A 24,102-nucleotide genomic window follows, 5' to 3' on the forward strand; every position below is an offset into this window, starting at 1 on the left:
AGTTTCCGTTTTGGTTACTCCAGCTTTGAACCTTGGTTTGAAGCCCGTCGGTTTTGGAGCAGAGTTTGTTGTCTCGTCGGTCTTTTCGTCGGATGCCGATGTGCTTGCGGCAGCGTCAGGAGCTTTGGTTACTCCAGCTTTGAACCTCGGTTTGAAGCTCGTCGGTTTTGGAGCGGCTGTTGTTGCTTCGTCGGTTTTTTCTTCGGATGCAGATGTGCTTGCGGCCACATCAGGAGCTTTGGTTACACCAGCTTTGAACCTTGGTTTGAATCCTGTGGGTATTGAATCAGGAGTGGATTCCGCTGAATCAGTTATTTCCTTTTTGGATGTTGCCTTGACTTCATCTTCTACGGCCGTAGGAGGTGCCTTGAATCGCGGTTTAAAGCCTGCTGGTTTTGCCGTATGAATACTGGAGGTCTCGGATGCTGTATCAGCGATAACCTGCTTTACAATAGGTTTTGCAATGACAGTTTCCTCCTCTGCTAGATGGAAACTTTTTCGGAGCTTGTTGAACCAAAACTTTTTACTGTGGTCAAAACTCTTTTCCCCCATAGCAGAATAATGTGCTTTGAACTCTTCAAATAAAGGTCCATCTGCAGCTTGTAAAGCTTTTAAATCAATTTTCTTTTTTATGAAAAATTCTTCAAAAGTCATCCTGTTATGAGTTTAATATAGTCTATTACAAATGTAGTAATTTTTCTGACGCAGCTGGGAGGCCTAAAATAAAAAAGAGCGACTAGCGCTCTTTTTTATTGTTTTATAGGTTCAATAGCTTAAGCCATGTTATGGTAAACTGCTTGAACATCGTCATCTTCTTCGATTTTATCGATCATCTTCAACACATCAGCAGCTTGTTCTTCTGTAATATCTGAATGCGATAAAGCAATACGTTCCAATTTCGCAGATGTTACTTCAATTCCCTTTTCTTCGAGTAATTTTTGCATATTACCAAAGTCTTCGAAGGAAGTTTGAACGACAGCAATATCATTGCCTTCTTCATCAGCTTCTACGTACAATTCTTCTAAGCCTCCATCGATCAACTCTAATTCAAGCTCTTCTAGGTCCAGTTCGTCTGTTGCAGCAAAACGGAAAATGGATTTACGATTGAAAATAAAATCCAATGATCCTGTTTTCCCCAATGAACCACCTGCTTTTGTAAAATAGCTACGGATGTTTCCTACGGTGCGGTTGGTATTATCTGTTGCAGTTTCAATTAAAACAGGTACACCATGCGGGCCATAGCCTTCGTATACATACTCTTCGTAACCTTTTGAATCTTTTTCTGAAGCACGTTTGATTGCGGCTTCGATACGATCCTTGGGCATATTTACTGCCTTGGCATTGTGTATTGCAGTACGAAGTCTCGAGTTAGTTTCAGGGTGAGGGCCGCTTTCTTTAACCGCCATGGCGATTTCTTTACCTAAACGTGTAAATTGAACGGCCATTTTGGCCCAGCGTTTGAATTTCCGCTCTTTTCTGAATTCGAAAGCTCTTCCCATTGTTATATTTTGTTTTTAAGATTTTCAATCATGTCGACTGTCATCTTCTGGATGTCAAATTCCGGCGTCCAGTTCCAGTCTTTTCTTGCATAAGAATCATCTAGACTAGCAGGCCATGAATCGGCAATCTGTTGTCTTGGATCGTTCTCGATGTAAGAGATTGCAAAATTAGGAAGAATTTTTTTAATTTCTTGTGCAAGTTCTTTTGGAGTAAATGTAATACCACCAAGGTTATAACTGTGGCGAATGCTTAAGCTTTCTTTCGGTGCATCCATTAATTCGAGTGTACCACGGATGGCATCCTCCATATATAACATGGGTAATGCTGTGTTTTCAGATAAGAAACAGGCGTATGTCCCGGTTTTCAATGCTTCATAAAAAATATCGACTGCATAATCTGTCGTTCCACCTCCTGGTTCAGTTTTCCAGGAAATGATACCCGGATAACGGACACTACGAATATCCAGGCCACGGTGTTCTTGATACCATTCAATAAGACGCTCACCTGCAAGCTTGCTGATGCCATAAATCGTGTTGGGATCCATGACGCAATATTGTTCGGTATTTGTTTTCGGAGAGTGTGGCCCAAAAACAGCAATAGAGCTTGGCCAGAATATCTTGGAGACTTTATAGTTCACGGCTAGATCAAGAACATTCAATAAACCATTCATATTCAATTCCCAAGCCTTTTCAGGGTATTTCTCGCCTGTAGCCGAAAGCATGGCAGCTAGTAGATATACTTGAGTAGGTTTGTATTGTTGAAATAATGTCTCGAGTCCATTTTTGTCAAGAACATTAGCGATTTCGAAATTCTCGTCAGGGCTTTTAATCTGCGGTTCTCTAATGTCAGTGGTTACAACATTCTCTGCACCAAATTTTTTGCGCAAGGCAATAGCTAATTCTGTGCCGATCTGGCCATTTGCACCAATGATAATAATGCTTTCTTTCATTTGTAAGTTTTATTTTATGAAGCTCCCGCTTTCACTATATTGAGGATCTATACTCAAGAATATAAATGAATCGCTTCGCTCGTTTCTTCCTATCGATATAATAGGATCTAGCCTGACATAATTTACGTTTCATCATGTAATGAAAAATGAAATTTCAACCATGGCGGTTTATGATGCAAATATAAAGGCTTTTCAGTATCTATCAACTTTGTGGCCTTTTAGGAAGTAGGGAAAAAATGCTAATTTTTAGACTCTTGGGACTGTTTTTATGAGATTTTAAACTGTTTCAATCGTTTGTTCTTTTTTTTTGAATAAGCAGCGAAAATTTTTATTTTTTTTGAATTGCTTTAATCCTGATTTTTAGCAATAGTTATGAGATGCACGGATTCCTTTTTTAGCAATTATGGAGGAAAAATTCTTAATGTTGTGATATTTTTAGCAGAGGGAGTAATATTTTGTTATTTTAATAGTGGAATTAGGGAATATTTTTTAAATTTGAAGAATTCATTCTTCGAGAATCAACTAAAAACAAAATCAAATAACAATTTTATATACACAATTTAAACACAGACAAAAATGAAAGTGGCAGTAGTCGGCGCAACAGGCCTTGTAGGTACTGAGATGCTAACCGTGTTGGCGGCGCGAAATTTCCCAGTAACAGAATTAATTCCAGTAGCTTCAGAGCGTAGTAAGGGTAAGGAAATTGAATTCAAGGGAAAGAAGTATAAGGTGGTTACACCATCTGAGGCTATTGCTTTGAAACCTGATGTTGCGTTATTTTCTGCGGGTGGTGATACCTCGAAAGAATTCGCCCCTAAATTTGCTGAAGCTGGAATTACAGTGATCGACAATTCTTCGGCATGGCGTATGGACCCAACGAAAAAGTTGGTTGTTCCAGAAGTAAATGGCGATGTGTTATCTGCTGAAGACAAAATTATTGCAAACCCGAATTGTTCAACCATACAAATGGTGGTGGCTTTAAAGCCATTACATGATAAATATAAAATCAAACGTGTTGTAGTTTCTACTTACCAATCTGTAACAGGTACTGGTGTTAAGGCCGTTAACCAGTTAATGGATGAGCGTGCCGGAAAAGATGGTGAAAAAGCTTATCCTTATCAGATTGATTTGAACGTTATTCCGCATATTGATGTTTTCCAAGAAAATGGATACACGAAAGAGGAAATGAAGATGATTTTGGAAACAAATAAAATCATGCGTGATGACTCTATTAAAGTAACTGCAACGACAGTGCGTATTCCGGTTATGGGAGGACACTCTGAATCATTGAATATTGAATTTGAAAATGACTTTGATTTGAATGATGTACGTGCAGCTTTAGCGGCGCAAAGTGGCTGTATTGTTGTTGATGACCCTGCGTCACTACAATATCCAATGCCAAAGGATGCGCACGGCAGAGATGAGGTTTTTGTAGGACGTATCCGTCGTGATGAATCTCAACCAAATACCCTTAACATGTGGGTAGTAGCAGATAACTTACGTAAAGGCGCTGCAACAAATGCAGTTCAGGTAGCGGAGTTATTGGCCGAAAAAGGATTGATCTAACTCAAGTAGATTCCATAATAAATATTGAGCCCCCACGAATTCGTTCATGGGGGCTCTTTTTGTCCTATCGTCAAATCACAATTTATATACTTATGATTTGACCCTTGATACAGGGGCTAGAAATTATGGCGTCAACGTTGTGGGTTGGATAGAAAATTCAATCTTGTCATTCAACGGCGCATAGGCTTCTTTGCTTTGCTCTTCCAGTCGATCTGGAAATAGAATGCCGAAAAGATGATCCGTTTCGTGCTGAAAAATAACCGCAGTAAAACCCTCGATATTTTCTTCGATAACTTTACCTTCTTTATTGATGTATTGTAAGCGGATAGCATAACTCCGTAATACATCCTCTTTACGATTAGGGATAGAAAGACAGCCTTCGGCGCCTTTACGTTTCAGTTTGGAGCGCCATAGAATTTTAGGATTTACATAAAATTCAAATGGTTGATCTGGTTTGTCAAATCGCTGTACCCAGATTAGATTTTTATTTATACCGATTTGTGGCGCTGCGATGCCTACACCGGGGTGATTGGGATCACGTACAGTCGCGAACATTCTTTTGGAAAGTGACTCAATCAATGGGTCGTTGTATTTGACATCACTGCTTGTAGCTTTTAAAACTTTCAGATCTTTATCGTCTGTTGTTTGCAATACGCGAAGAATTGCATTTTCATCTCCTGATAAAATGATTTTCTTGTCGGCAGCACTGAACTCCTGTCCTGCATTAAGGTTGACTGGTCTTTCATTCTTTGACTTATGAAATGCTTTTTCTCCGGCCATAATTTTTGTTTCTAAATTGTTCTCAACTGGTGGGACTGGGCAACGGTAGCCATTGCTATAAGCGCAATACGGATTATAGGCTTTGTTAAAGTCTATCTCAACATTGTTTCCTTTAATGTCGTCTGTTGATAAATCAATATACCGGCCCCCACTATAGCTTTCCTGACCATTTGTTAAATCTAAAAATGGTAAAAATAAATGGTTTTTGTATGCTGGATTTTGAAATAATGCGACACTTTGGTAGACATTTAACGTATGTTGCTTTCCATGAAGAGTAAAGGTAATGATGGCGTAACGTTTGTACTCGTTGCTTGTGCCATCGTAGGTTGGCATGCGGAATACCGGTTCGTTAAATAAAACTTCAATTTTGGCGTTGACTTTATAGCCCGCATCTACGGGAAAGTAATCCAAAAACGCTACTTGATCTGATTTCAATGGACCATATTGTTCTTTCGCCAATTCAGTGGCTTTTTTTTCACGAAGAGCGATAATTTGTTGCTCATATTTACTTTGAGCATGCGTATTTAAGCATAAGGCCAAAAGGAAACTGGCAATAAGTGTTTTTTTCATTTGTTTAAATATTTATTCTTCCGATTTCGCACAGCCAAATGCTGCATCGCCTTTGGTGTTGCCTTGATCAATGTGCCTATAGGGCAATTCTATTGGCCCGCTATGATCAGATCGAATTCGGTGATCTATTGCCTCAAAAAGCAAGTTGGCTTGTCGTTGTTAAATAGTCTATCAAAGTTATAGTTTTTTTTGGTTAAAAGATCAAAATTAAAAGATCAAAAACGAGAAGAGGATGTATTAGAAAGCGGAGTCCAATTGAAATATTAAATCTTCCTGTGTAATACTCAGGACTACTTTGTATTTTTGTGAAAAATATATATCCATGAGATTGATGGCCTTTGATTACGGTACAAAACGAATAGGGGTTGCGGTGACCGATCCAATGCAAATTATTGCTACAGCATTGACGACAGTACATCCGCAGGATATCTGGACATACTTAGCTGATTATTTACAGACAGAACAGGTGGAAACCTTTGTTGTAGGCAAGCCACGGCAGCTGGATGGGACAGACTCTGAATCCGCACAGCATGTTGTCGGTTTTATTCGGAAACTGAAGAAGACTTACCCCACGATTGCTGTCGCCGAAATAGATGAGCGTTTTACTTCTAAAATGGCTTCTGCAGCGATTGCACAAAGTGGGAAAAAAAAGAAGGACCGTCAACAAAAAGGACTGATTGATACCGTGTCTGCAACGATCATTTTGCAAAGCTACATGGATAGCCGTAATTTTTAGATGCACATCGACTGATAAGTCAAACAAAAATGAATAAAAAATAGAAGGATGAAGAGCATATTATTTTTTACCGAGGATACGGATTTCAAATTAAAGGAAAAAGGAAAGATTCGTCAATGGATTGCTGATGCCATCAAATCCGAAGGATTTAAACGTGTGGGCGAATTGAGCTTTATCCTTTGCTCGGATGCCTACTTACTAGAGATCAATAAGCAGTATTTAAATCACGATACCTATACTGATATCGTTACCTTTGATTCTTCCGAATATGATGACACCATCGCTGGCGATATTTTTATCAGCGTGGAACGTATTCAGGAGAATGCTGAGAAATTTAAGGTTGATGTGCGTGATGAGCTTCATCGGGTTATTATTCATGGCGTCATGCACCTGTGTGGCTATCCGGATAAAAAGCCGGCAGATAAAGCCAAGATGACCGCCAAGGAAGATGAGTATCTAGGTAAAAGAAACTTTTAACATACTCCATCTTACGCTTATTAAGGCCAACAGTTCGGTGAACCGGTTGCGGGTTCTACTTTACTCGAGAGTGAGAAGGAAACAACATAAAAAAAGCGCTTTACAATTTGTAAAGCGCTTTTTTTATGTTGTTTCTAACGACTAGAATCTTTCAAATTGAGAGAAGAAGAAGTTTCCTTCGATAGCAGCATTCTCATCTGAATCCGATCCATGGATAGCGTTTGCGTCAATAGATTTAGCATATTTGTTACGGATTGTACCTTCAGCTGCATCAGCAGGATTAGTCGCGCCGATCAACGTACGGAAATCTTCAACAGCATTATCTTTTTCCAAGATTGCAGCAACGATAGGACCTGAAGTCATAAATTTTACCAACTCACCATAGAAAGGACGCTCTTTGTGTACTGCATAGAATGCACCAGCCGTCTCTTGAGAAAGTTGGATGTATTTCATTGCAATGATTTTAAAACCACCAGCAATGATATCGTTTAAGATTGCACCGATGTGACCGTTCGCTACTGCGTCAGGTTTGATCATCGTAAAAGTTCTGTTAGTTGCCATTATTTTAATTTTTTTGCAAAATTAGATAAATTGCTTTTCATATGCAATATCATTACGCTTCATATAGACACAATTATTGATAAGCCAACTGGCTGATGCAACCCTTATCGCTAAATCTTATACGCCTCGAAAATATGTTTATATTGAAATAGACGTTTCGCATGCTCCTAATCAGCTGTTTTTTCTAGATATGTAACAAGGCTTTGTATCCGGCCGTTTATAGAAAAGTAAAAAAACAATTGATCTAAGTTCAATACGAATATGTAACTTTGTGATATTATGGCATTAAATCTAACAGTAGACATCGATAAAGATTCAGGCTTTTGCTTTGGAGTGGTATACGCTATTGATATGGCGGAGGAGATCTTGGAGGAAGAGGGATATCTTTATTGTTTGGGAGATATTGTTCATAATGATGAGGAAGTTGCTCGATTGAAAGCAAAAGGCTTACGTATTATCGATCATGCCGCTCTGCCAACGTTAAGCAATGAAAAGGTATTGATCCGTGCCCACGGTGAAGCCCCAGAGACTTATCGTGTTGCTTTGGAAAATAACATAACCTTGATAGATGCCTCTTGTCCAGTGGTGCTCAAACTGCAGAACCGTATAAAAACTTCGTTCGATCAAGAGGAGAAAATTCTAATCTTTGGTAAGCATGGACATGCTGAAGTGATCGGTTTGCAGGGGCAGACAAATAATGAAGCGTTAGTTTTTCAGGATATTACCGAATTGGATCAGGTCGAATTGCCCGCCTCATTTACGCTATATAGCCAAACAACAAAAAGTGTAGATAAATTTTATGCGATCAAAGATGAACTGATCAAGCGCGGGTATGAAGTAAAGGCCAATGATACCATCTGTCGACAAGTTTCCAATCGATACGAAGATCTTGGCGCTTTTGCCAGACAATACGATAAAATCGTCTTTGTATCGGGCAAGAAATCCTCCAATGGAAAGGTGCTGTTTGAAGTTTGTCAAAACGCCAATCCCGCTAGTTATTTTATTTCTGATCCAGCAGAATTAGATGCTTCGGTCTTTGCTGAAAACGATCGTATTGGTATCTGTGGCGCTACTTCTACGCCAATGTGGTTGATGAAAGACGTAAAAGCAAGTTTAGAAGCATTATAAGCACAATTACCCGTCACAGATATTTCATAATTCCGCGGTTTAGATCCCGAGTGCATTCTTTTTTGCGTAGCTTTGTAAGCTATGAGCAATAAAGGCAAAAAAGGTATTCTTTTAGTACAATTGGGTACACCTGATAGTCCCACTACTCCAGATGTAAAAAAGTATTTAACGGAGTTCTTAATGGATCCACGCGTCATTGATATTCCTTATTTTCAACGAACCTTATTGGTAAAGGGAATCATTGCACGTACCCGTGCTCCCAAATCTGCAAAAGTATACGAAACGATCTGGGATAAAGAAACGGGATCACCTTTGATGCATTACAGTATTTTGCAACGTGATCTGCTTCAAGAAGCATTGGGGGAAGAATACCATGTCGAATTAGCGATGCGTTACCAAAACCCATCGATTGAGGCTGCATTGAAAAATATGGAAGGTCTATTTTTGGAGTCCATTCGCGTAATCCCTTTATTTCCACAGTACGCTTCAGCAACATCGGGCTCGGTTATTGATCGTGTCATGGAGCTAATCCGCAAATGGAATTATCTACCGGAAATCAGTTTCGTAAGCAATTTCTGTACTGACGATTTGATGGCAGAAACTTATGCAGATCATGCCCGCAGGCACGATTTGGAAAGCTTTGACCATTTTGTTTTTAGCTATCATGGCCTTCCTGTGCGGCAGCTAGGCAAAGTGGATCCGACAGGTCAACTTAAATGTCCCGAAGCAGGCTGTGATTCCTGTAAAACGACAGCCAATTCATACTGCTATCTCTCGCAATGTTATGCAACTACACGGACGATAGCTGCAAAGCTTGGTTTAAAAAAAGAACAATATTCGCTTTGCTTTCAATCCCGGTTAGGTAAAGAGCCCTGGATACAGCCGTATACCTCGGATTTGTTGCACGACCTTGCCGCGAAAGGTTATAAGAAGTTATTAATTTTCAGTCCTGCTTTTGTAGCGGATTGTATCGAGACCATTGATGAAATTGGCGTGGAATATGCTAATGAATTTAAGCACTTAGGTGGAGAAGAGGTTTGTTTGGTAGAAAGTCTTAATGATGATCCCAAATGGATCGAGTCTTTAAAACAATTGGCACTCAATGCCAAAAACTAAAATAGGTAAATGATGTTGTTCGTAAACGCGTGTGTATTACTCATATTGGATTTTTATATTTTCTTTGCCCTTCGCGCAACGAAGATCAAATTTCCCAAAACAAAAGTATTTTCCATCCTCTGGTGGTCTTATTCTGTTTTACTGCTATTGGGAGTTTTTATCTCAGCACAATATAGTATTCCTTTAATCGTACGGTCGGTTATTTTAGTCGCCTTTTTTCTGACTGCCGCATCAAAGATATTTTTCTTTTTGATTTTGTTGATTGATGATATCCGACGCGGTGGTGTGTGGTTAAAACGGCTGTTTACAAAAAAGAGATCTATTGAGGATTTAGTTGAAGATGCCGGAGACCCTTTACCGGAGAATCCGGTGAAAGGGATTAGCCGATCCGAGTTTTTGACCAAAGCTGGTATTCTAGTTGGTGCCTCACCCTTGATACCATTGAGCTGGGGTATTATTTCAGGAGCCTATGACTATCGTGTAAGGAGAGTGCCCTTGTATTTGCCAAATTTGCCTAAAGCATTCCATGGAATGACCATCGCGCAGATTTCAGATGTGCACTCGGGATCTTTCTACAATAAAAAGGCTGTCAACGGTGGTATTGATATGCTTTTAAAGGAAAAAGCTGATGTGACTTTTTTTACCGGTGATATTGTGAATGCCCAAGCTTCTGAAATGCGCGGCTATCAAGATATTTTTGCTCGTGTGAAATCTGATTTAGGTGTGTTTTCTACATTAGGTAACCACGACTATGGTGACTATTATTATGGTAAAGAAGATTCTCCTGCAAAACGCAAGAACCTCAAGGATGTGATCGATGTTCATAAAATCATGGGCTGGGATCTGTTAATGGATGAAAATCGTAAGATTAAGGTTGACGGTGAAGAGCTTTGTATTGTCGGGGTTCAGAATTGGGGGACAGGTCGTTTTCCGAAACATGGTGATATCAAGAAAGCGTTAATGGGTACCGAAGAGCAACCTGTTAAGTTGCTGTTATCTCACGACCCCTCGCATTGGCGGGCTCAGGTATTGGATACCGACGTGGATGTGATGTTTGCCGGACATACCCACGGTATGCAATTTGGCGTAAGATCCGAGATGTTGCAATGGAGTCCAGTACAATATATCTATAAGGAATGGGCAGGGCTATATCGTGAACAACAGAACAAACGATTATATGTGAATGTCGGCTATGGTTTTTTGGGTTATCCAGGACGCGTTGGAATTCTGCCTGAAATTACCATATTCGAATTGCTAAAAGCGCATGACCCAAAGTTTAAAGCCTAAAAAATCCCCTTTGACTTTTGAGTTAATATAGCTATAATTGTGTATTCTGTACACCAGTTATACATAACATGCAATCAACTTTAAACTTTGGGGACTCTCCCCACACACGTGTTAATATTCTTACCGGGGAAAAAGTACTTGTGTCTCCGCATCGTAGTAAAAGACCATGGCAAGGGCAAGTGGAGGATCTCCCCGGGGATAATAGACCCGAATATGATCCACAATGCTATTTGTGTCCGACAAATAAACGAGCAGATGGTGATGTCAATCCAGATTATAAAGAAAGTTTTGTCTTCGTGAACGATTTCTCGGCTTTATTAAAAGATACAAGCCAACAGGAATTTAATGAGGATGAATTATTTGTCGCAGAGACCGAAAGAGGGATCTGTAAGGTAATTGCATTCACACCACGCCACGATCTTACACTACCCGAAATGGATCAGGCCGCAATCAAATCGGTGGTTGATCTTTGGCAAAAGGAATTTGTCGAACTCTCCAAGGTTGACTGGATTAAATACATTCAAATTTTCGAAAATAAAGGCGCGATTATGGGCTGTAGTAACCCACATCCCCACGGACAGATCTGGTCACAAAATCATTTGCCAGTAGAAATCCAAAAAGAATGCGTTCAGCAACAGCTATATTTCAACAAATATCAACGTACAATCCTGTCAGACTATGTTAAAGCGGAGTTGAGAAAAGAGGAACGCATTATTGACGAAAATGATTCTTTTGTTTCTCTAGTCCCTTTTTGGGCTGCCTGGCCTTACGAAACGATGATTGTCAGCAAACGATCTATCCAAAACATTGCCGGGTTTGACGAGAAGGAGAAGACGGATTTTGCCGCTATCCTCAAGTTATTGACGACGCGATATGACAATCTCTTCAAAACATCCTTTCCCTATTCTGCAGGAATGCATCAGGCCCCGGTAAATGATGGTGATCACCCAGAGTGGCATTGGCATATGCACTTCTATCCACCATTGTTACGTTCTGCTACCGTTAAAAAGTTTATGGTGGGTTATGAGATGCTAGCAAATCCACAACGTGATATCACACCGGAAGTTGCCGCAGAACAGTTGCGAAATTGTTCGACAGTACATTATAAAGCTAAATAAGATGATAACAAAAGATACAATTGTAAACAAATTTAAAGAACTCTACCAGGAGGAACCTCTTGTCGTTACTTCCCCCGGACGGATTAATATTATTGGAGAACATACGGATTATAACGATGGATTTGTATTGCCTGCTGCAATTGATAAAGCAATATACGTTGCTGTAAGTAAGCGATCGGATGATAACATTGTGCTTTATGCGGAAGATTATAAAGAACGTCATGAGGTAAAACTAGCAGATATTGCAATCTCAGAAAAACATTGGCCAAACTATATTCTCGGTGTAGTTGATCAGTATCAGAAACGTGGGGCAACGCTAGGTGGATTCAACCTGTATATCGATGGCGATGTACCATTGGGGGCCGGATTATCGTCTTCAGCGGCCGTTGAGTGTGCCGTTACCTTGGCGCTCAGCGAACTGTTCGATTTACAGGTCGAACGACTTGATATTCCACAGATTGCACAAAAGGCCGAACATACCTATGCTGGTGTGATGTGTGGTATTATGGATCAGTTTGCTTCAGCTTTTGGTAAAGAGAAAAATGTCATCAAACTGGATTGCCGTAGTTTGGGTTTCGAGTATGTGCCACTTGATCTTAAGGGTTATGAAGTTGTGTTATTGAATACAAACGTAAAACATTCATTAGCTTCTACAGCTTACAATACACGTCGTGAACAATGCGAACAGGCGTCTGCATGGGTACAGGAAAAATACCCGGAAGTCAAGAACCTACGTGATGTAACCATAGCGATGCTTGATGAATTGGTGAAAGATAAAGATGCCGATATTTATGCGAAAGCTAGTTTTGTGGTCCGTGAAAATGAACGCGTAGAGAAATCTTGTGATGCACTACGTTCAGGAGATGTTGTTCAGCTTGGACAGTATATTTTTCAGAGCCATGAGGGGTTAAGTAAAGTGTATGAAGTCAGTTGCCCGGAACTGGATTATTTAGTGGATTACGTCAAGCAATTTCCTGAGGTGATCGGTGCCCGAATGATGGGCGGCGGTTTCGGTGGCTGTACGATCAATATCGTCAAAGAAGGTGTATTACCTTCAATTTTACCAACACTCGAAAAAGAATACAAACAGAAATTTGATAAAGAACTTTCGGTTATTCAGGTCAGGATTGCCGATGGTACCCGCGTACTTTGATAAAAAAGTAGGTACAGTAAGGGGAATAGCATGTTCATGCTATTCCCCTTATTTTTTGTCTTTTTTGATAACGACTTACTACACAAGTCCTAGTTAAGCTGGTCTAATGCCTGTTTTAAGTCGGCGATTAGATCATCGGCATGTTCGATTCCAACAGAGATGCGCAACATGCCTAGCGTGATTCCGGAAGCTTCTTTCTGTTCCTTCGTATGATGACCGCCCCACATACTCGCGGGGTGTACAATAAGCGATTCGACCCCTCCCAAACTGGCCGCGTTGATAAATATATGCAGCCCATTGATGAGTTTCTGTGCATTTAAAAATGCCTCTTCTTCATCTTTACCGTTGACATCGATGCAAAGCATACCGGAGAAACCGTTCATTTGTTGGGCCGCGAGCTCATGTTGTGGGTGATTGGGTAATCCAGGATAACTGACTTTTTTTATTTTTGGATGTTGATCCAGAAATTCGGCTAGCTTCAGCGCATTTGTATTGATCTGTTTGACGCGTAGACTTAATGTTTTCAATCCCCGTAATAGTAACCAGGAATCAAGCGGTGCAAGTGATGCTCCCAAAGCGACGGATCGTTTCCATACGCTGGCGATATAGTGCTGCGTACCGCAGACGATACCCGCGGTGAGGTCGCTGTGTCCGCCCAAATATTTCGTGGCGCTGTGGACAACGACGTCTATTCCAAAATCTGTCGGTGTTTGGTTGATAGGGGAGGCAAATGTATTATCGACCATACTCTGGATTCCATGTTTTCTGGCAAGCTCTCCGAGTGCTTTTAAATCGCTAATGTTGAGGTTTGGATTCGATGGAGTCTCTATATAAATCAGTTTGGTATTTGTTTGAATAGCCTTTTCAAAAGCTGAAACATCTGTTTGATCCACAGCCGTAACCGTGATGCCATAATCTGTTAGGAACTCTTTAAAGAAAATAGCTGTTCCGGAATAATGTGCATGTTGGGCGACAATATGATCGCCCGATCTAACGATGGCCAATATGGCTGTACTGATCGCTGCCATACCTGTTGCAAATACAAGTGCATCCTCCGTTTTTTCCAATTTTGCTAGGATGGACGCTACTTGGCTATTCGTTGGGTTGCCATGGCGATGATAAAAATAAGGATGTTTCGGTTCGGTAGCAGCCTTGATGTATTCCGTTGGGTCAGGATCTGCAATGTATGTGGATGTCTGATAGATTGGAGTAGTTACTGCAGATGTCTGGTTGAATTGCTGTCCTTCATGGACGAGTATCGTTTCGGTATTGGTAGCCATACTAATAATATTGATTGATGCTTGTATCGCCTTAAGAATCCATAACTCGATCTTGTCGAATCTTTGATCGTAAGGAACCCTTAGCTCGTTTGAAAGCACTGTTGGTGCTAACAGCTCGAAGAAGGTTTGTCTTGTATATCAAATATAAATAAAATCTACTCAATATGTAGATTTTATTTATATCGGATGCATCAATATATCTTACAACATTTCTCTCAGCAGGCTCAATGCATACCCAATGGTATTCACATTGTTTAATGCTAAACGAAGCTGGCCTTTGACTTCTTTGAGGTTGCTGATCTCCGGATGGCTTTGTACAAAGGACAGTACTCGGCCGAATTGATCAGATTCAAAGTAGCTCGACTTGGGGTTATTGACAAAATAACCTTTCAGTGTATGCTTTTTATAGGCTATTTTTTCGAATCCGATCGTTTTGCCAAACCACTGTAAACGGAGTGTATTGAATAATTCAAAGACTTCTCGTGGGATAGGGCCAAAGCGATCTTCAAGTTCTTTTTCAAACGCTGCCAATTGCTGCTCGTTTTCCAATTTAGAGAGTTCCGTATACAGATTATATCGTTCAGTGATATTGGTTACATATTCATCCGGGATCAATACCTCGAGGTCGGTGTCAATCTGTGTAAAGGACACATATTTTCGTTCTTTCTCATCAGCGAATACTGCTGAAAACTCATCCTCTTTCAGTTCCTGAATAGCTTCGTCCAAGATTTTATGATACATCTCGAAACCGATCTCGGCAATAAATCCCGACTGTTCGCCACCTAATAGGTTTCCCGAGCCACGTATATCCAAATCGCGCATGGCAACATTAAATCCAGAGCCGAGTTCAGAGAATTCTTCTATCGCAGAAAGTCGTTTATAGGCTTCCGACGTTAAAGTCGACAATGGTGGACTCAGTAGATAACAGAAGGCCTTTTTATTAGAGCGACCGACCCGACCCCGCATTTGGTGCAGGTCACTCAGTCCGAACATATGTGCATGATTAATAATAATCGTATTCGCGTTTGGAATATCAAGACCCGCTTCAATAATTGTTGTTGCGATTAAGACATCGAAATCGTGATTGATAAACTTAAGCATCACATCCTCGAGCTCATCACCCTCCAATTGGCCATGTGCAACACCGACCCGTGCTCCTGGAACCAGCTTGCGAATCAAATTGCCCAGCTGCGGAAGATCTGCGACCCGATTATGGATAAAGAATACCTGTCCACCACGATCAAGTTCGTAACTGACGGCCTCTCCGATCAGTGTTTCATTGAAAACGTGGAGTTCGGTCTGTACAGGCTGCCGGTTGGGTGGTGGGGTCGAGATGATACTCAGATCGCGGGCGCCCATCAATGAAAAGTGCAATGTTCTTGGAATTGGCGTTGCTGTCAATGTCAGTGAGTCTACATTCGCACGCATGACCTTCAATTTTTCCTTTACTGCAACCCCAAACTTTTGTTCCTCATCAATAATCATTAGACCAAGATCTTTGAACTTGACATCTTTGCTAACAAGGCGATGGGTGCCAATGATAATGTCTATTTTTCCTTCAGCGAGCCTGGCTAAGGTATCTTTGATCTGTTTGCTCGTTTTGAAACGATTAATATAGTCGATCGTGCATGGAAGGCCCTTTAGGCGCTCCGAAAATGTCCGGTAGTGCTGTAATGCAAGAATTGTCGTCGGTACCAGGACAGCAACTTGTTTACTGTCTGCTACAGCTTTGAAGGCTGCACGGATGGCAACCTCCGTTTTTCCGAAGCCAACATCCCCACAGATCAATCGGTCCATCGGATGCGGCGATTCCATATCCTTTTTTACATCGGCAGTAGCCTTTTCCTGATCAGGTGTATCCTCATAGATAAAGGAGGCCTCCAGTTCATTCTGTAAGTAGCTATCCGGTGAGAACGCATTTCCATGCTGGGCCTTTCGTTTGGCATAAAGCATGATCAGGTCGCGCGCAATATCCTTAACTTTTTTCTTGGTCGTCTTTTTGAGTTTGTCCCAAGCATCGGTACCCAGTTTATTCATTTTGGGAACAGTACCCTCTTTTCCGGAATATTTGGAGATACGGTTTAAGGAGTTGATGTTCACATACAAAAGATCGTTGTCTGCATAGATCAGGCGGATCATTTCCTGAGATTTACCGTTGACGTCCACTTTTTCCAAACCACCGTAGCGGCCGACACCGTGGTCAATATGGGTAATGAAGTCACCAGGTTTAAGATCCCGTAGATCTTTGAGCGTAATTGCCTGCGAACGCTCGTAAGCCTTCTTGCGTTTATATTTATAATAGCGGTCAAATATTTGGTGATCAGTATAACAAGCAAACTTTAAACTGTCGTCTCTAAAACCTTCGCGTAAAGCTTTATGAATTGGAATAAAGGTCGCTGATTTATCGAGATCTTCTAGAATCGTATAGATACGTTCGACCTGTTTGGTTGAATCTGAAAAGATCAGATTCTGGATCCGCTGGCCCTCATTCTCCTTGAAATTATGGATTAAGAGATTAAAATCCTTATTGAACGAAGGTTGCGGGTGGATATCGAACTTGAGTGTTACCTCAGCTTTATAAAAGAACTGTTTGCCGAATTCGATGATAGGGAACTCAAAGAATAAGGCATTGAGATTCTTCTCATCTGTAAACTCATAGGCTGGGTTATGCCATTCGGGATTATCCTTTTTCTGCTTATCTGTTAGCCCCGCCCATAATTTTTCCGCTTTTTTTAACCCATCTTTTACAATATCTAACGTAAATTGAGCGTCTTTGATCCAGATCGTAGCGTCCTGATCTACATATTCCAATAAGGAAATGTGTTGGGATGTCAGGAATTTCGCTTGGACATTCGGTACAATGGTTACTTTGTGGATTTTTTTGACAGACAGCTGGGACTCAATGTCAAATGTACGTATGCTTTCGATGTCATCGCCAAAGAATTCAATACGGTATGGGAGGTCATTCGAAAAAGAGAAGATATCTACAATGCCACCGCGTATCGCAAATTGCCCCGGTTCATACACAAAGTCTACACGTTCGAAATCATATTCGATCAAAAATTCGTTGATGAAATCAATACTTAGAGCGGTGTTTTCTGTTATTTCCAACGTATTTTTATCCAGATCGTTGCGGTTGATCACTTTCTCAGCAATAGCCTCCGGATAAGTCACAACCATTTTCGGTAATTCCGAAGTATGGTTGAGTGAACTTAAAGTCTCCGCACGTTGCAATACATTGGCAGAGTCAGTTTGTGTAAAATCAAAAGCTTTGCGATAAGACGAAGGGAAAAAAAGAACTTGCTTATCCAACAGGCTTTCCAGATCACTTAAAAAATAAGAAGCGTCTTCATGAGTTGGTAAAATAAAGACCATTGGACGTTCCTGTAAGTTGTAAGAAGATACGGCTATGAACGCATCCGAAGATCCAATAAGCCCTTTCAGCTGAATCTTTGGGTTTTTGGATTGTATAGCCTTGGTAAGCGACTGGACAGATTCGCTTTGGCTGTATTTTTCTAATATTTCTTGAATTCCCACGAGCAAAAATTTCGAATAATTGCGAATTTAACGAAATAGTATCAAGTATTGGGTATGAAGTACTAAATTTTTTGGTAAAAAAATGGCTGAATCCCTCATTAAGAAGGGCATGACTTTGGAGAACTCAAAAGCTATAACAGATTGATCTGTGCAGGAGTTTATTTCGCGAGGTAAAAGGTGTAGGCAAAAGCGAGCAACACCAATAATGTGGCCAAGTAAATTAATTTATATTGCTCGTAAGCTGTAACATGAAAGGATCCAATTTTAACGCGGTTTTTGCTATTTCTCATGACTAATTTAGGTCGAGGTCAATCTTCTGTTCACTAATATAGCTTTTAAGTGTTGTATTACCAAAAGCATCCAGTGTATTTTGAAAATCTTCCCGATAGTCAAACTGAAAGTCCTCATGAAGTTTACTGTATTTACCCACCGCATGCTTTATGCGCCCTGTTATATATTTATGCAATTTGTGGGCGGCAGACTGATAGGAGGAGTCGAAAAGCCTGTCGTAATCAGCAATGGTTCTCTTCAGGATATAGCATCTAAATTCTACTTCACTGATTTTGTCCTTGGTGACTTTTTCGTGTTCATTCACTAAACCGCTTGCTTGTTTCACCAGCTTGCTAAGTGCAATAAAATGACTGTGTTGTGGCGTATTGCCAATTTGACTTAAACCAATATCGAACAATTGCGCCAGTTGCTTTCGTAGTTTTTCAATACGTTCCTCTAAATCGTCCGCATTTTCCAGTAATTGGAAATGCAATTGTTTGATCAGCATTTTGTCCTTGCTTATCAGGCGTACAAGGAGTTTGTCTTTTTCCTTCTGAGGTAGGTCAAGTACAGCTTTTTTTAATTCGGCATCTTGATGTAAGGACATAATCTATGTTTTAGTATAAAAAGAGTTGTTGAGCGAAAAGTCAGGCACACTGCAAGTGTGCCTGAATAAATTTCTCGTTTTATAAGCCGGAATTTAAGCAGGCAATAGCTGCCGCCCATATTTACCGCCGCTTGCTATTAATACAATATTCTGAACTTAATTGTATTGTCGATCTGTTTGAGTTGTTTCAATAGATCTTTATCATATTCACCTTGTATATCGGTTACAGCATAGCCAATATCACTTTTTGTCATCAGAAATTGGGCAACGATATTGATGTTATTTTGGGCATAGACCTTATTGATCTGCGCCATAATTCCGGGAACGTTTTGGTGGATATGCAATAATCTCGTTACCTGTTTTACTTTTGGTAAAATCAGATTTGGGAAGTTGCGACTTAAATAAGTATCACCATTGTTGATAAAATCGGCCATCCGGCGAGGTATAAACTCGGAATTTTTCTTTTTATTTTTCTTATCATCAAAAACGACAATACCTTTAGCATTGCAGATATCCTTATTGATATGCCCTCTGATATCACCCAAATATCCGATCGTTTTTAATTTGTCAGCATGTTGGAGTTGCTCATCACTGATATCGATATTGTCCCCCAATAGAAGCATCCCTACATCTTTCACATACTTTTCTTCGAAGGTATCTTTTGTGCGGATAGAAAAACCGTCTCTTTTTAAGATATGAGCCGCTATTTCTGGTACATCACCCACGATCAAACAAAGGATACGGTTTTTAGGATAGGATATTGCACGGGGCAGATCATTTACATATAGGAACTCATCAAAACTAGGTGTGATGAAGTCTGCTTTCTCAGTGACACTTTTACGTTGGATATTCTCTGTAAATGCAAAGAATTTTTCAATTAATCCCGATTCTTTCAGTTGAAAATCTGAATAACCGTCACCAATGCCAAATAGTCTTCCTTCAATATTTAACTGTTTTAATAATTGCACTTTTCCACCTTCATTTGATAATGGATTCTCTTCATCAAAACCGATGATATTACCTTCTTCATCAAATCTGAATGTATTGGCATAGATATTTTCAGTCTTGATATGATATGGTGTAACAACAGGAGTAATAAACTCCTTAAAACCTCCTGAAACAATCCATGCGGTGTCGGCGTGTTTTTTGAAAAATTCACGATTTCGGGAAAAAGAGGTTGAAACCTTTTTCTTAAGATGTGAAACAAGTTTATCCAGATGAGATTTATTGGCATTTAAGAGTTTTACGCGACCAGCCAAAGCCTCACGGAAAGATAGTTTACCCTCCATGGCAAGATTGGTGTACCGCTCAATTTCGTGATAGATAGATTCGCGATCCGGATGGTTCTCAAGGGAGATCCGTGCAAGTTCATCAAGTGCCTCTACTTGCGTAAATGTACTATCAAAATCAATGATGTAATAGTTTTTCATCTTGTTATTTTTTTATGAAACGATCGTGAGCAATAGCGCTGAATGCTGATCTCCGATATCGGTAGGTTTCCGACGGTTTCAAGGTTTGGTTGTTTGTTATGTTATAGTTTTACTGTTTGTTATATAAATCTGCAATTTCCTTTAGCGTTTGTTCCAAAGGTCGATAACTGTGGTTTAGAAGTTCCTGGATTTTAGCGTTGGAATACTGCAATTTGGCACTTGAAGCTGCCGCTGTTTCCTTTGTCAATGTCGTATCCGATTTTTTAAATACGGAAAGCATGCTGGAAACAGTAGAGGCAATTTGGAGTAAGGTTTCAGAAACTTCGATTGTCGGTTCAGGCCTATTCATTAATACACTTGCCACGCTCAGCAGATCCTTGTTGCTTATATTGAGATGATTGATGATATAGCGCTCAGCCGTAATATCATCTCTTTCCATCAATTGAATCATGATCGCAGCAACGTCTTCAACGTCAACAACGCCGACACTTCCTTTCGGGTAAAATCGTAGACCTTTATTGATCATCGAAAAAATAGCTCCAGAGCCTTTCTCGTTTGCCGAAGCACCTAAAATTACTGAGGGGTTGACAATAACTGCACTTAAACCTTCGGTGATGCCACGCCAGACCTCCATCTCCGCCTGATATTTTGATAACGAATAGTTCGATGTCAATGAATTGTGTTCCCAATGGTCTTTCTCGGAAACCGGAAGGTTGTCTCGATTTGTCCCTAAAGCTGCGATCGAGCTGACATGAAGTAGGCGAATACCCTTTTCAAGGCAAAGATTGACCAGATTTGTCGTTCCTTCCACGTTCACTTTAAAGAGTGCCTTAGCGTCTTTCTTTTGGTAGGAAACCAATGCTGCACAATGGAATACTTTAGTAACCCCATCAAGAGCATCTTCTAATTCAAAATAATTGTTGATATCAGCGTCGATCCATTGAACCAACGAAGACGATAACAACGAGGCCGGAATAGTCGATTGAGCTCTTTTGATGGCAATGACGTCAATTCCTTGGTCTATCAACTGTCTGATTAGTGTAGACCCTAAAAAACCTGTTCCTCCAGTTATTAATATCACTTGATAAAGATACTGTTAAAAATAATGTTTTCAAAAGTTAGTTAATAAATGGATATTTGTGTGAATTGCATCCTGAAAACCTTCATGCTTTCGCGGGTATCAAACGCCATGAAAGCCAAGGTAGATTCTTTCAGTCCAATTAAAACAGTCGTTTTCAGAACAAATAGGAAATTTTACAAATTATAGCTTATGTCATCACTGTCCGTATTCTTTAGCCCGATTTCAATTACAGGTTTTGCTCCTGAGCATGGGTTCTTGAGTTCTCAACTAGGAAACATTATTCAAGCCTATGAAATAGATTTTCCGAGCTGGGAAGTGGATAAACAGCCTCAATTGGCTATTGTCGGTGTGGAGGAAGACCGTGCATCCATGAATAATAACGGAACGGATAAGGCGCCGGATGCAGTACGAAAACATCTCTATGCGCTATATCAGGGCGATTATAAGATGAATATCGTTGATTTGGGAAATATCAAAGCCGGCAATACAATTCAAGATACCTATATCGCTTTAAAATCTGTCGTCGAGGAACTGGTCAAAGAAAATATTCTTCCGATTATCATTGGTGGTGGACAGGACCTTACCTATGCACAATATTTGGGGTATCAAAACTTAGAGCGAAAGATAGAGCTGGCAATTATAGATGCTCGTTTTGACCTTGATGAGGAAAATGCTGAAAATGTAAGCCTGAATTCCCGATCTTATGTGAACCATATTATCTTGCACCAGCCAGACTATTTATTCAATTTAAATGCCATAGCCTATCAAACCTATCTCGTAAGTAAAGAGTCTATCAATATGTATGATAAACTATTTTTTAATGCAACACGAGTCGGTATGATTGCCGGTAAAATGGACCAATCAGAGCCTTTGATCCGAGCAGCGGATTTAATTAGTTTTGACATAGGAGCCATTCGGGCCTCTGAAGCACCTGGAAATGCCAATGCAATGCCCAATGGTTTATTTGGCGATGAAGCTTGTCAACTCGCCCGCTATGCCGGGATGTCGGATAAATGTTCTTCCATCGGTTTTTATGAATTCAATCCAACATTTGATCCAATGGAGCAGACGGCTATGTTGGTCTCCCAAATGATCTGGTGCTTTATTGATGGTTACTATAACCGCAAACAAGATACGCCACTGTACCCCAAATCATCTTATATCATTTATCGCACGACACTGGAAAATGAAGAGCATGAATTGGTCTTTGTGAAAAGTAAAAAATCAGACCGCTGGTGGATTCAAGTGCCTTATTTTGGATCTAAATCAGTCAATGAACGCTATTACCTCGTGCCTTGCCGTTATGAAGACTACCAATTGGCTGTTTCAGGTGAAATGCCTGATCTATGGTGGAAAACACACCAAAAGTTACAATAATGTACCACTAAGTGGGGCATTGGTATTACGCCTTACCATAGAGAAGTGTGTAATACATCGTGCAAACTGATAACAGATTGGAGTTATCTGTTTTTTAGTCGTGCCGATTCATTAAGATTGAGACGTTATAGGTTTAGTTAAATGCAGTGATGGCAAAATAGACCTGCTCAGGTAAGCATACACCATCTTCAGAAAATACAAATCATGGAAATATTTTTCTTTGCGGGAATCGTATTGTTATTGGTCATTTTGATCGTATTGGTACTAAAAAAGAATACCGATACCAGTACCGGTCCCGCGTACAATAAAGAGGTTGAAACACTAAAAATTGAACTTGCTAGATCGCAACAGCGGGAACAAAGTTTGCTGGAAGAACGTCTTATGCTAAAAAATGAATTGGATAAGGAACGGGAGAATCTTCTGGTCGCAGAGCGGTCTTTAGAGAGTACACGTTCTTTTTATGAGGCGCAGCTCGATAAATTTCAGGAACAGAAGAATGAAATCGCAGAGATTAAACGACAATTCAACAATGAGTTTCAGGTTATTGCCAATAAAATATTGGAAGAGAAGACACAAAAGTTTACAGAGACCAATCATCGTTCCCTGGGCTTGATCTTGGATCCATTGAAGGAAAAAATCAAATTGTTTGAAGAGAAAGTCGATAAAAATTACAATCAAGAGGCCGCGGAAAGAAATTCTTTAAAGGGAGTTGTCCTTCAGCTGGTCGAACAGAGTCTTAAAATTAAAGACGAAGCCAATAGCTTAACCAAGGCATTAAAAGGGGATACCAAAAAGCAGGGCAATTGGGGTGAGGTAATTTTAGAGCGGGTTTTGGAGCGTTCGGGACTTATGCGCGATCGCGAATTTAGATTACAGGTCTCTTTGATGGATGCCGAAGGAAGAAGAATGCAACCCGACGCGATTATCGACCTTCCTGAAGATAAACATCTGATTGTAGATTCAAAAGTTTCGCTGATTGCCTACGAACGTTGGGTCAATGCTGAGACGGATGAGGACCGCGCAATTTTCGCAAAACAACATGTACAGTCTGTGGAAAATCACGTGAAAGAACTTTCCGCAAAAAACTATCACGAGTTATATGGTATAGAATCGCCAGAATTTGTATTGCTGTTTATGCCGATTGAATCTGCATTGAGTATGTCCGTCGCTGAAAAACCGGATCTATTCAGCGATGCTTGGGATCGTAAGGTTGTCATCGTTAGCCCTTCGACATTGTTGGCGACATTGCGTACTATCGCCAGTATCTGGAAGCAGGAACGTCAGACCAGGAATGTAATTGAAATAGCGAAAGAAGCAGGGAGCCTTTACGATAAGTTTGTGAGCTTTCTGAACGATATGGAACAGGTGCAAAATCAGTTGGAGCGCGCATTAAAAAGCCATGAAGATGCAACTAAAAAGCTCTCTACAGGCGCTGGGAACGTGATCGGAAAAGTGGAGAAATTAAAACGTTTAGGAGCCAAAGCAAATAAACAGATCGATTCCAAATTTTTAGATGCGGAAGATTAACAAAAACGGGCTTGCCGAAAGGTAAGCCCGTTTTTAATTTTTAACCGTGCAA

The 24,102-nt window shown here is 40.3% G+C and carries 20 protein-coding genes; 10 read left to right on the forward strand and 10 right to left on the reverse strand.

What is annotated here, in order from left to right; genetic code table 11:
* From IQ31_RS22890 to IQ31_RS22900, 3 genes are all read right to left on the reverse strand, one after another.
* On the reverse strand, positions 1–654 hold a 654-nt coding region (locus IQ31_RS22890; RefSeq protein ID WP_208734353.1), incomplete at its 3' end, for a hypothetical protein.
* A gap of 119 nt (positions 655–773) precedes the next feature.
* The gene (locus IQ31_RS22895; RefSeq protein WP_075994546.1) at positions 774–1,499 is read right to left on the reverse strand and encodes a YebC/PmpR family DNA-binding transcriptional regulator; all 726 of its coding nucleotides are present in this window, start codon (positions 1,497–1,499) and stop codon (positions 774–776) included.
* Between the two features lie 2 nt (positions 1,500–1,501).
* Complete coding sequence (locus tag IQ31_RS22900; protein WP_145330317.1) at positions 1,502–2,449, reverse strand: NAD-dependent epimerase/dehydratase family protein; 948 nt, start codon at positions 2,447–2,449, stop codon at positions 1,502–1,504.
* 576 nt (positions 2,450–3,025) lie between these two features.
* Here IQ31_RS22900 and IQ31_RS22905 point away from each other — a divergent pair.
* The gene (locus tag IQ31_RS22905; protein WP_088163260.1) at positions 3,026–4,015 is read left to right on the forward strand and encodes an aspartate-semialdehyde dehydrogenase; all 990 of its coding nucleotides are present in this window, start codon (positions 3,026–3,028) and stop codon (positions 4,013–4,015) included.
* Between the two features lie 123 nt (positions 4,016–4,138).
* On the opposite strand, the gene def is transcribed toward IQ31_RS22905, so the two are convergent.
* Positions 4,139–5,365, reverse strand: a complete 1,227-nt coding sequence (gene def, locus IQ31_RS22910) for a peptide deformylase (protein ID WP_145330319.1) — start codon at positions 5,363–5,365, stop codon at positions 4,139–4,141.
* A 322-nt stretch (positions 5,366–5,687) separates the two neighbouring features.
* On the opposite strand from def, the gene ruvX reads away from it, so the two are divergent.
* Positions 5,688–6,101 (forward strand): Holliday junction resolvase RuvX, encoded by a 414-nt coding sequence (gene ruvX / locus IQ31_RS22915; RefSeq protein WP_070561409.1) that lies wholly within the window; start codon positions 5,688–5,690, stop codon positions 6,099–6,101.
* Positions 6,102–6,149: 48 nt separating this feature from the next.
* Positions 6,150–6,578 (forward strand): rRNA maturation RNase YbeY, encoded by a 429-nt coding sequence (gene ybeY, locus IQ31_RS22920; protein ID WP_075994544.1) that lies wholly within the window; start codon positions 6,150–6,152, stop codon positions 6,576–6,578.
* Between the two features lie 141 nt (positions 6,579–6,719).
* On the opposite strand, the gene IQ31_RS22925 is transcribed toward ybeY, so the two are convergent.
* Positions 6,720–7,139, reverse strand: a complete 420-nt coding sequence (locus IQ31_RS22925; RefSeq protein ID WP_075994543.1) for a nucleoside-diphosphate kinase — start codon at positions 7,137–7,139, stop codon at positions 6,720–6,722.
* Between the two features lie 279 nt (positions 7,140–7,418).
* Between IQ31_RS22925 and IQ31_RS22930 the strand changes: the two genes are divergently transcribed.
* The 5 genes from IQ31_RS22930 (at position 7,419) to galK (ending at position 12,941) form a co-directional block, all read left to right on the forward strand.
* The gene (locus IQ31_RS22930; RefSeq protein ID WP_088163256.1) at positions 7,419–8,267 is read left to right on the forward strand and encodes a 4-hydroxy-3-methylbut-2-enyl diphosphate reductase; all 849 of its coding nucleotides are present in this window, start codon (positions 7,419–7,421) and stop codon (positions 8,265–8,267) included.
* 81 nt (positions 8,268–8,348) lie between these two features.
* Entirely contained in the window at positions 8,349–9,383 is a 1,035-nt protein-coding gene (gene hemH / locus IQ31_RS22935; RefSeq protein WP_088163255.1) for a ferrochelatase, read from the forward strand.
* A gap of 12 nt (positions 9,384–9,395) precedes the next feature.
* Entirely contained in the window at positions 9,396–10,670 is a 1,275-nt protein-coding gene (locus tag IQ31_RS22940) for a metallophosphoesterase (protein WP_088163254.1), read from the forward strand.
* Positions 10,671–10,738: 68 nt separating this feature from the next.
* Complete coding sequence (locus tag IQ31_RS22945) at positions 10,739–11,788, forward strand: UDP-glucose--hexose-1-phosphate uridylyltransferase (RefSeq protein WP_145330321.1); 1,050 nt, start codon at positions 10,739–10,741, stop codon at positions 11,786–11,788.
* A gap of 1 nt (position 11,789) precedes the next feature.
* On the forward strand, positions 11,790–12,941 hold the full coding sequence (gene galK, locus IQ31_RS22950) for a galactokinase (protein WP_145330323.1): 1,152 nt from the start codon (positions 11,790–11,792) through the stop codon (positions 12,939–12,941).
* An 89-nt stretch (positions 12,942–13,030) separates the two neighbouring features.
* On the opposite strand, the gene IQ31_RS22955 is transcribed toward galK, so the two are convergent.
* From IQ31_RS22955 to IQ31_RS22975, 5 genes are all read right to left on the reverse strand, one after another.
* Positions 13,031–14,221, reverse strand: a complete 1,191-nt coding sequence (locus tag IQ31_RS22955) for a trans-sulfuration enzyme family protein (RefSeq protein ID WP_145330326.1) — start codon at positions 14,219–14,221, stop codon at positions 13,031–13,033.
* Between the two features lie 201 nt (positions 14,222–14,422).
* The gene (gene mfd / locus IQ31_RS22960) at positions 14,423–17,758 is read right to left on the reverse strand and encodes a transcription-repair coupling factor (protein WP_145330328.1); all 3,336 of its coding nucleotides are present in this window, start codon (positions 17,756–17,758) and stop codon (positions 14,423–14,425) included.
* Positions 17,759–18,050: 292 nt separating this feature from the next.
* Positions 18,051–18,635, reverse strand: coding sequence for a hypothetical protein (locus tag IQ31_RS22965; protein WP_075994535.1), 585 nt, complete (start codon positions 18,633–18,635; stop codon positions 18,051–18,053).
* 137 nt (positions 18,636–18,772) lie between these two features.
* Positions 18,773–20,065, reverse strand: coding sequence for an HAD-IB family phosphatase (locus tag IQ31_RS22970; RefSeq protein WP_088163251.1), 1,293 nt, complete (start codon positions 20,063–20,065; stop codon positions 18,773–18,775).
* A gap of 109 nt (positions 20,066–20,174) precedes the next feature.
* Complete coding sequence (locus IQ31_RS22975; RefSeq protein WP_145330330.1) at positions 20,175–21,146, reverse strand: NAD-dependent epimerase/dehydratase family protein; 972 nt, start codon at positions 21,144–21,146, stop codon at positions 20,175–20,177.
* A gap of 189 nt (positions 21,147–21,335) precedes the next feature.
* Here IQ31_RS22975 and IQ31_RS22980 point away from each other — a divergent pair, with 189 nt between their 5' ends.
* Both IQ31_RS22980 and IQ31_RS22985 read left to right on the forward strand, forming a co-directional pair.
* The gene (locus IQ31_RS22980) at positions 21,336–22,523 is read left to right on the forward strand and encodes a formimidoylglutamase (RefSeq protein ID WP_120335149.1); all 1,188 of its coding nucleotides are present in this window, start codon (positions 21,336–21,338) and stop codon (positions 22,521–22,523) included.
* Between the two features lie 204 nt (positions 22,524–22,727).
* Positions 22,728–24,050: a DNA recombination protein RmuC gene (locus IQ31_RS22985; RefSeq protein WP_145330332.1), complete on the forward strand. Its 1,323-nt coding sequence runs from the start codon at positions 22,728–22,730 to the stop codon at positions 24,048–24,050.
* Positions 24,051–24,102 lie beyond the last annotated feature (52 nt).

Origin of the sequence: Sphingobacterium siyangense (assembly GCF_007830445.1) — a bacterium.
Lineage (GTDB): Bacteria > Bacteroidota > Bacteroidia > Sphingobacteriales > Sphingobacteriaceae > Sphingobacterium > Sphingobacterium siyangense.

Coding starts and splice junctions, on each gene's coding strand:
- IQ31_RS22895 (WP_075994546.1), bottom strand. CDS start 1,499: ATGGGAAGAGCTTTCGAATTCAGAAAAGAGCGGAAATTCAAACGCTGG.
- IQ31_RS22900 (WP_145330317.1), bottom strand. CDS start 2,449: ATGAAAGAAAGCATTATTATCATTGGTGCAAATGGCCAGATCGGCACA.
- IQ31_RS22905 (WP_088163260.1), top strand. CDS start 3,026: ATGAAAGTGGCAGTAGTCGGCGCAACAGGCCTTGTAGGTACTGAGATG.
- def (WP_145330319.1), bottom strand. CDS start 5,365: ATGAAAAAAACACTTATTGCCAGTTTCCTTTTGGCCTTATGCTTAAAT.
- ruvX (WP_070561409.1), top strand. CDS start 5,688: ATGAGATTGATGGCCTTTGATTACGGTACAAAACGAATAGGGGTTGCG.
- ybeY (WP_075994544.1), top strand. CDS start 6,150: ATGAAGAGCATATTATTTTTTACCGAGGATACGGATTTCAAATTAAAG.
- IQ31_RS22925 (WP_075994543.1), bottom strand. CDS start 7,139: ATGGCAACTAACAGAACTTTTACGATGATCAAACCTGACGCAGTAGCG.
- IQ31_RS22930 (WP_088163256.1), top strand. CDS start 7,419: ATGGCATTAAATCTAACAGTAGACATCGATAAAGATTCAGGCTTTTGC.
- hemH (WP_088163255.1), top strand. CDS start 8,349: ATGAGCAATAAAGGCAAAAAAGGTATTCTTTTAGTACAATTGGGTACA.
- IQ31_RS22940 (WP_088163254.1), top strand. CDS start 9,396: ATGTTGTTCGTAAACGCGTGTGTATTACTCATATTGGATTTTTATATT.
- IQ31_RS22945 (WP_145330321.1), top strand. CDS start 10,739: ATGCAATCAACTTTAAACTTTGGGGACTCTCCCCACACACGTGTTAAT.
- galK (WP_145330323.1), top strand. CDS start 11,790: ATGATAACAAAAGATACAATTGTAAACAAATTTAAAGAACTCTACCAG.
- IQ31_RS22955 (WP_145330326.1), bottom strand. CDS start 14,221: ATGGCTACCAATACCGAAACGATACTCGTCCATGAAGGACAGCAATTC.
- IQ31_RS22965 (WP_075994535.1), bottom strand. CDS start 18,635: ATGTCCTTACATCAAGATGCCGAATTAAAAAAAGCTGTACTTGACCTA.
- IQ31_RS22970 (WP_088163251.1), bottom strand. CDS start 20,065: ATGAAAAACTATTACATCATTGATTTTGATAGTACATTTACGCAAGTA.
- IQ31_RS22980 (WP_120335149.1), top strand. CDS start 21,336: ATGTCATCACTGTCCGTATTCTTTAGCCCGATTTCAATTACAGGTTTT.
- IQ31_RS22985 (WP_145330332.1), top strand. CDS start 22,728: ATGGAAATATTTTTCTTTGCGGGAATCGTATTGTTATTGGTCATTTTG.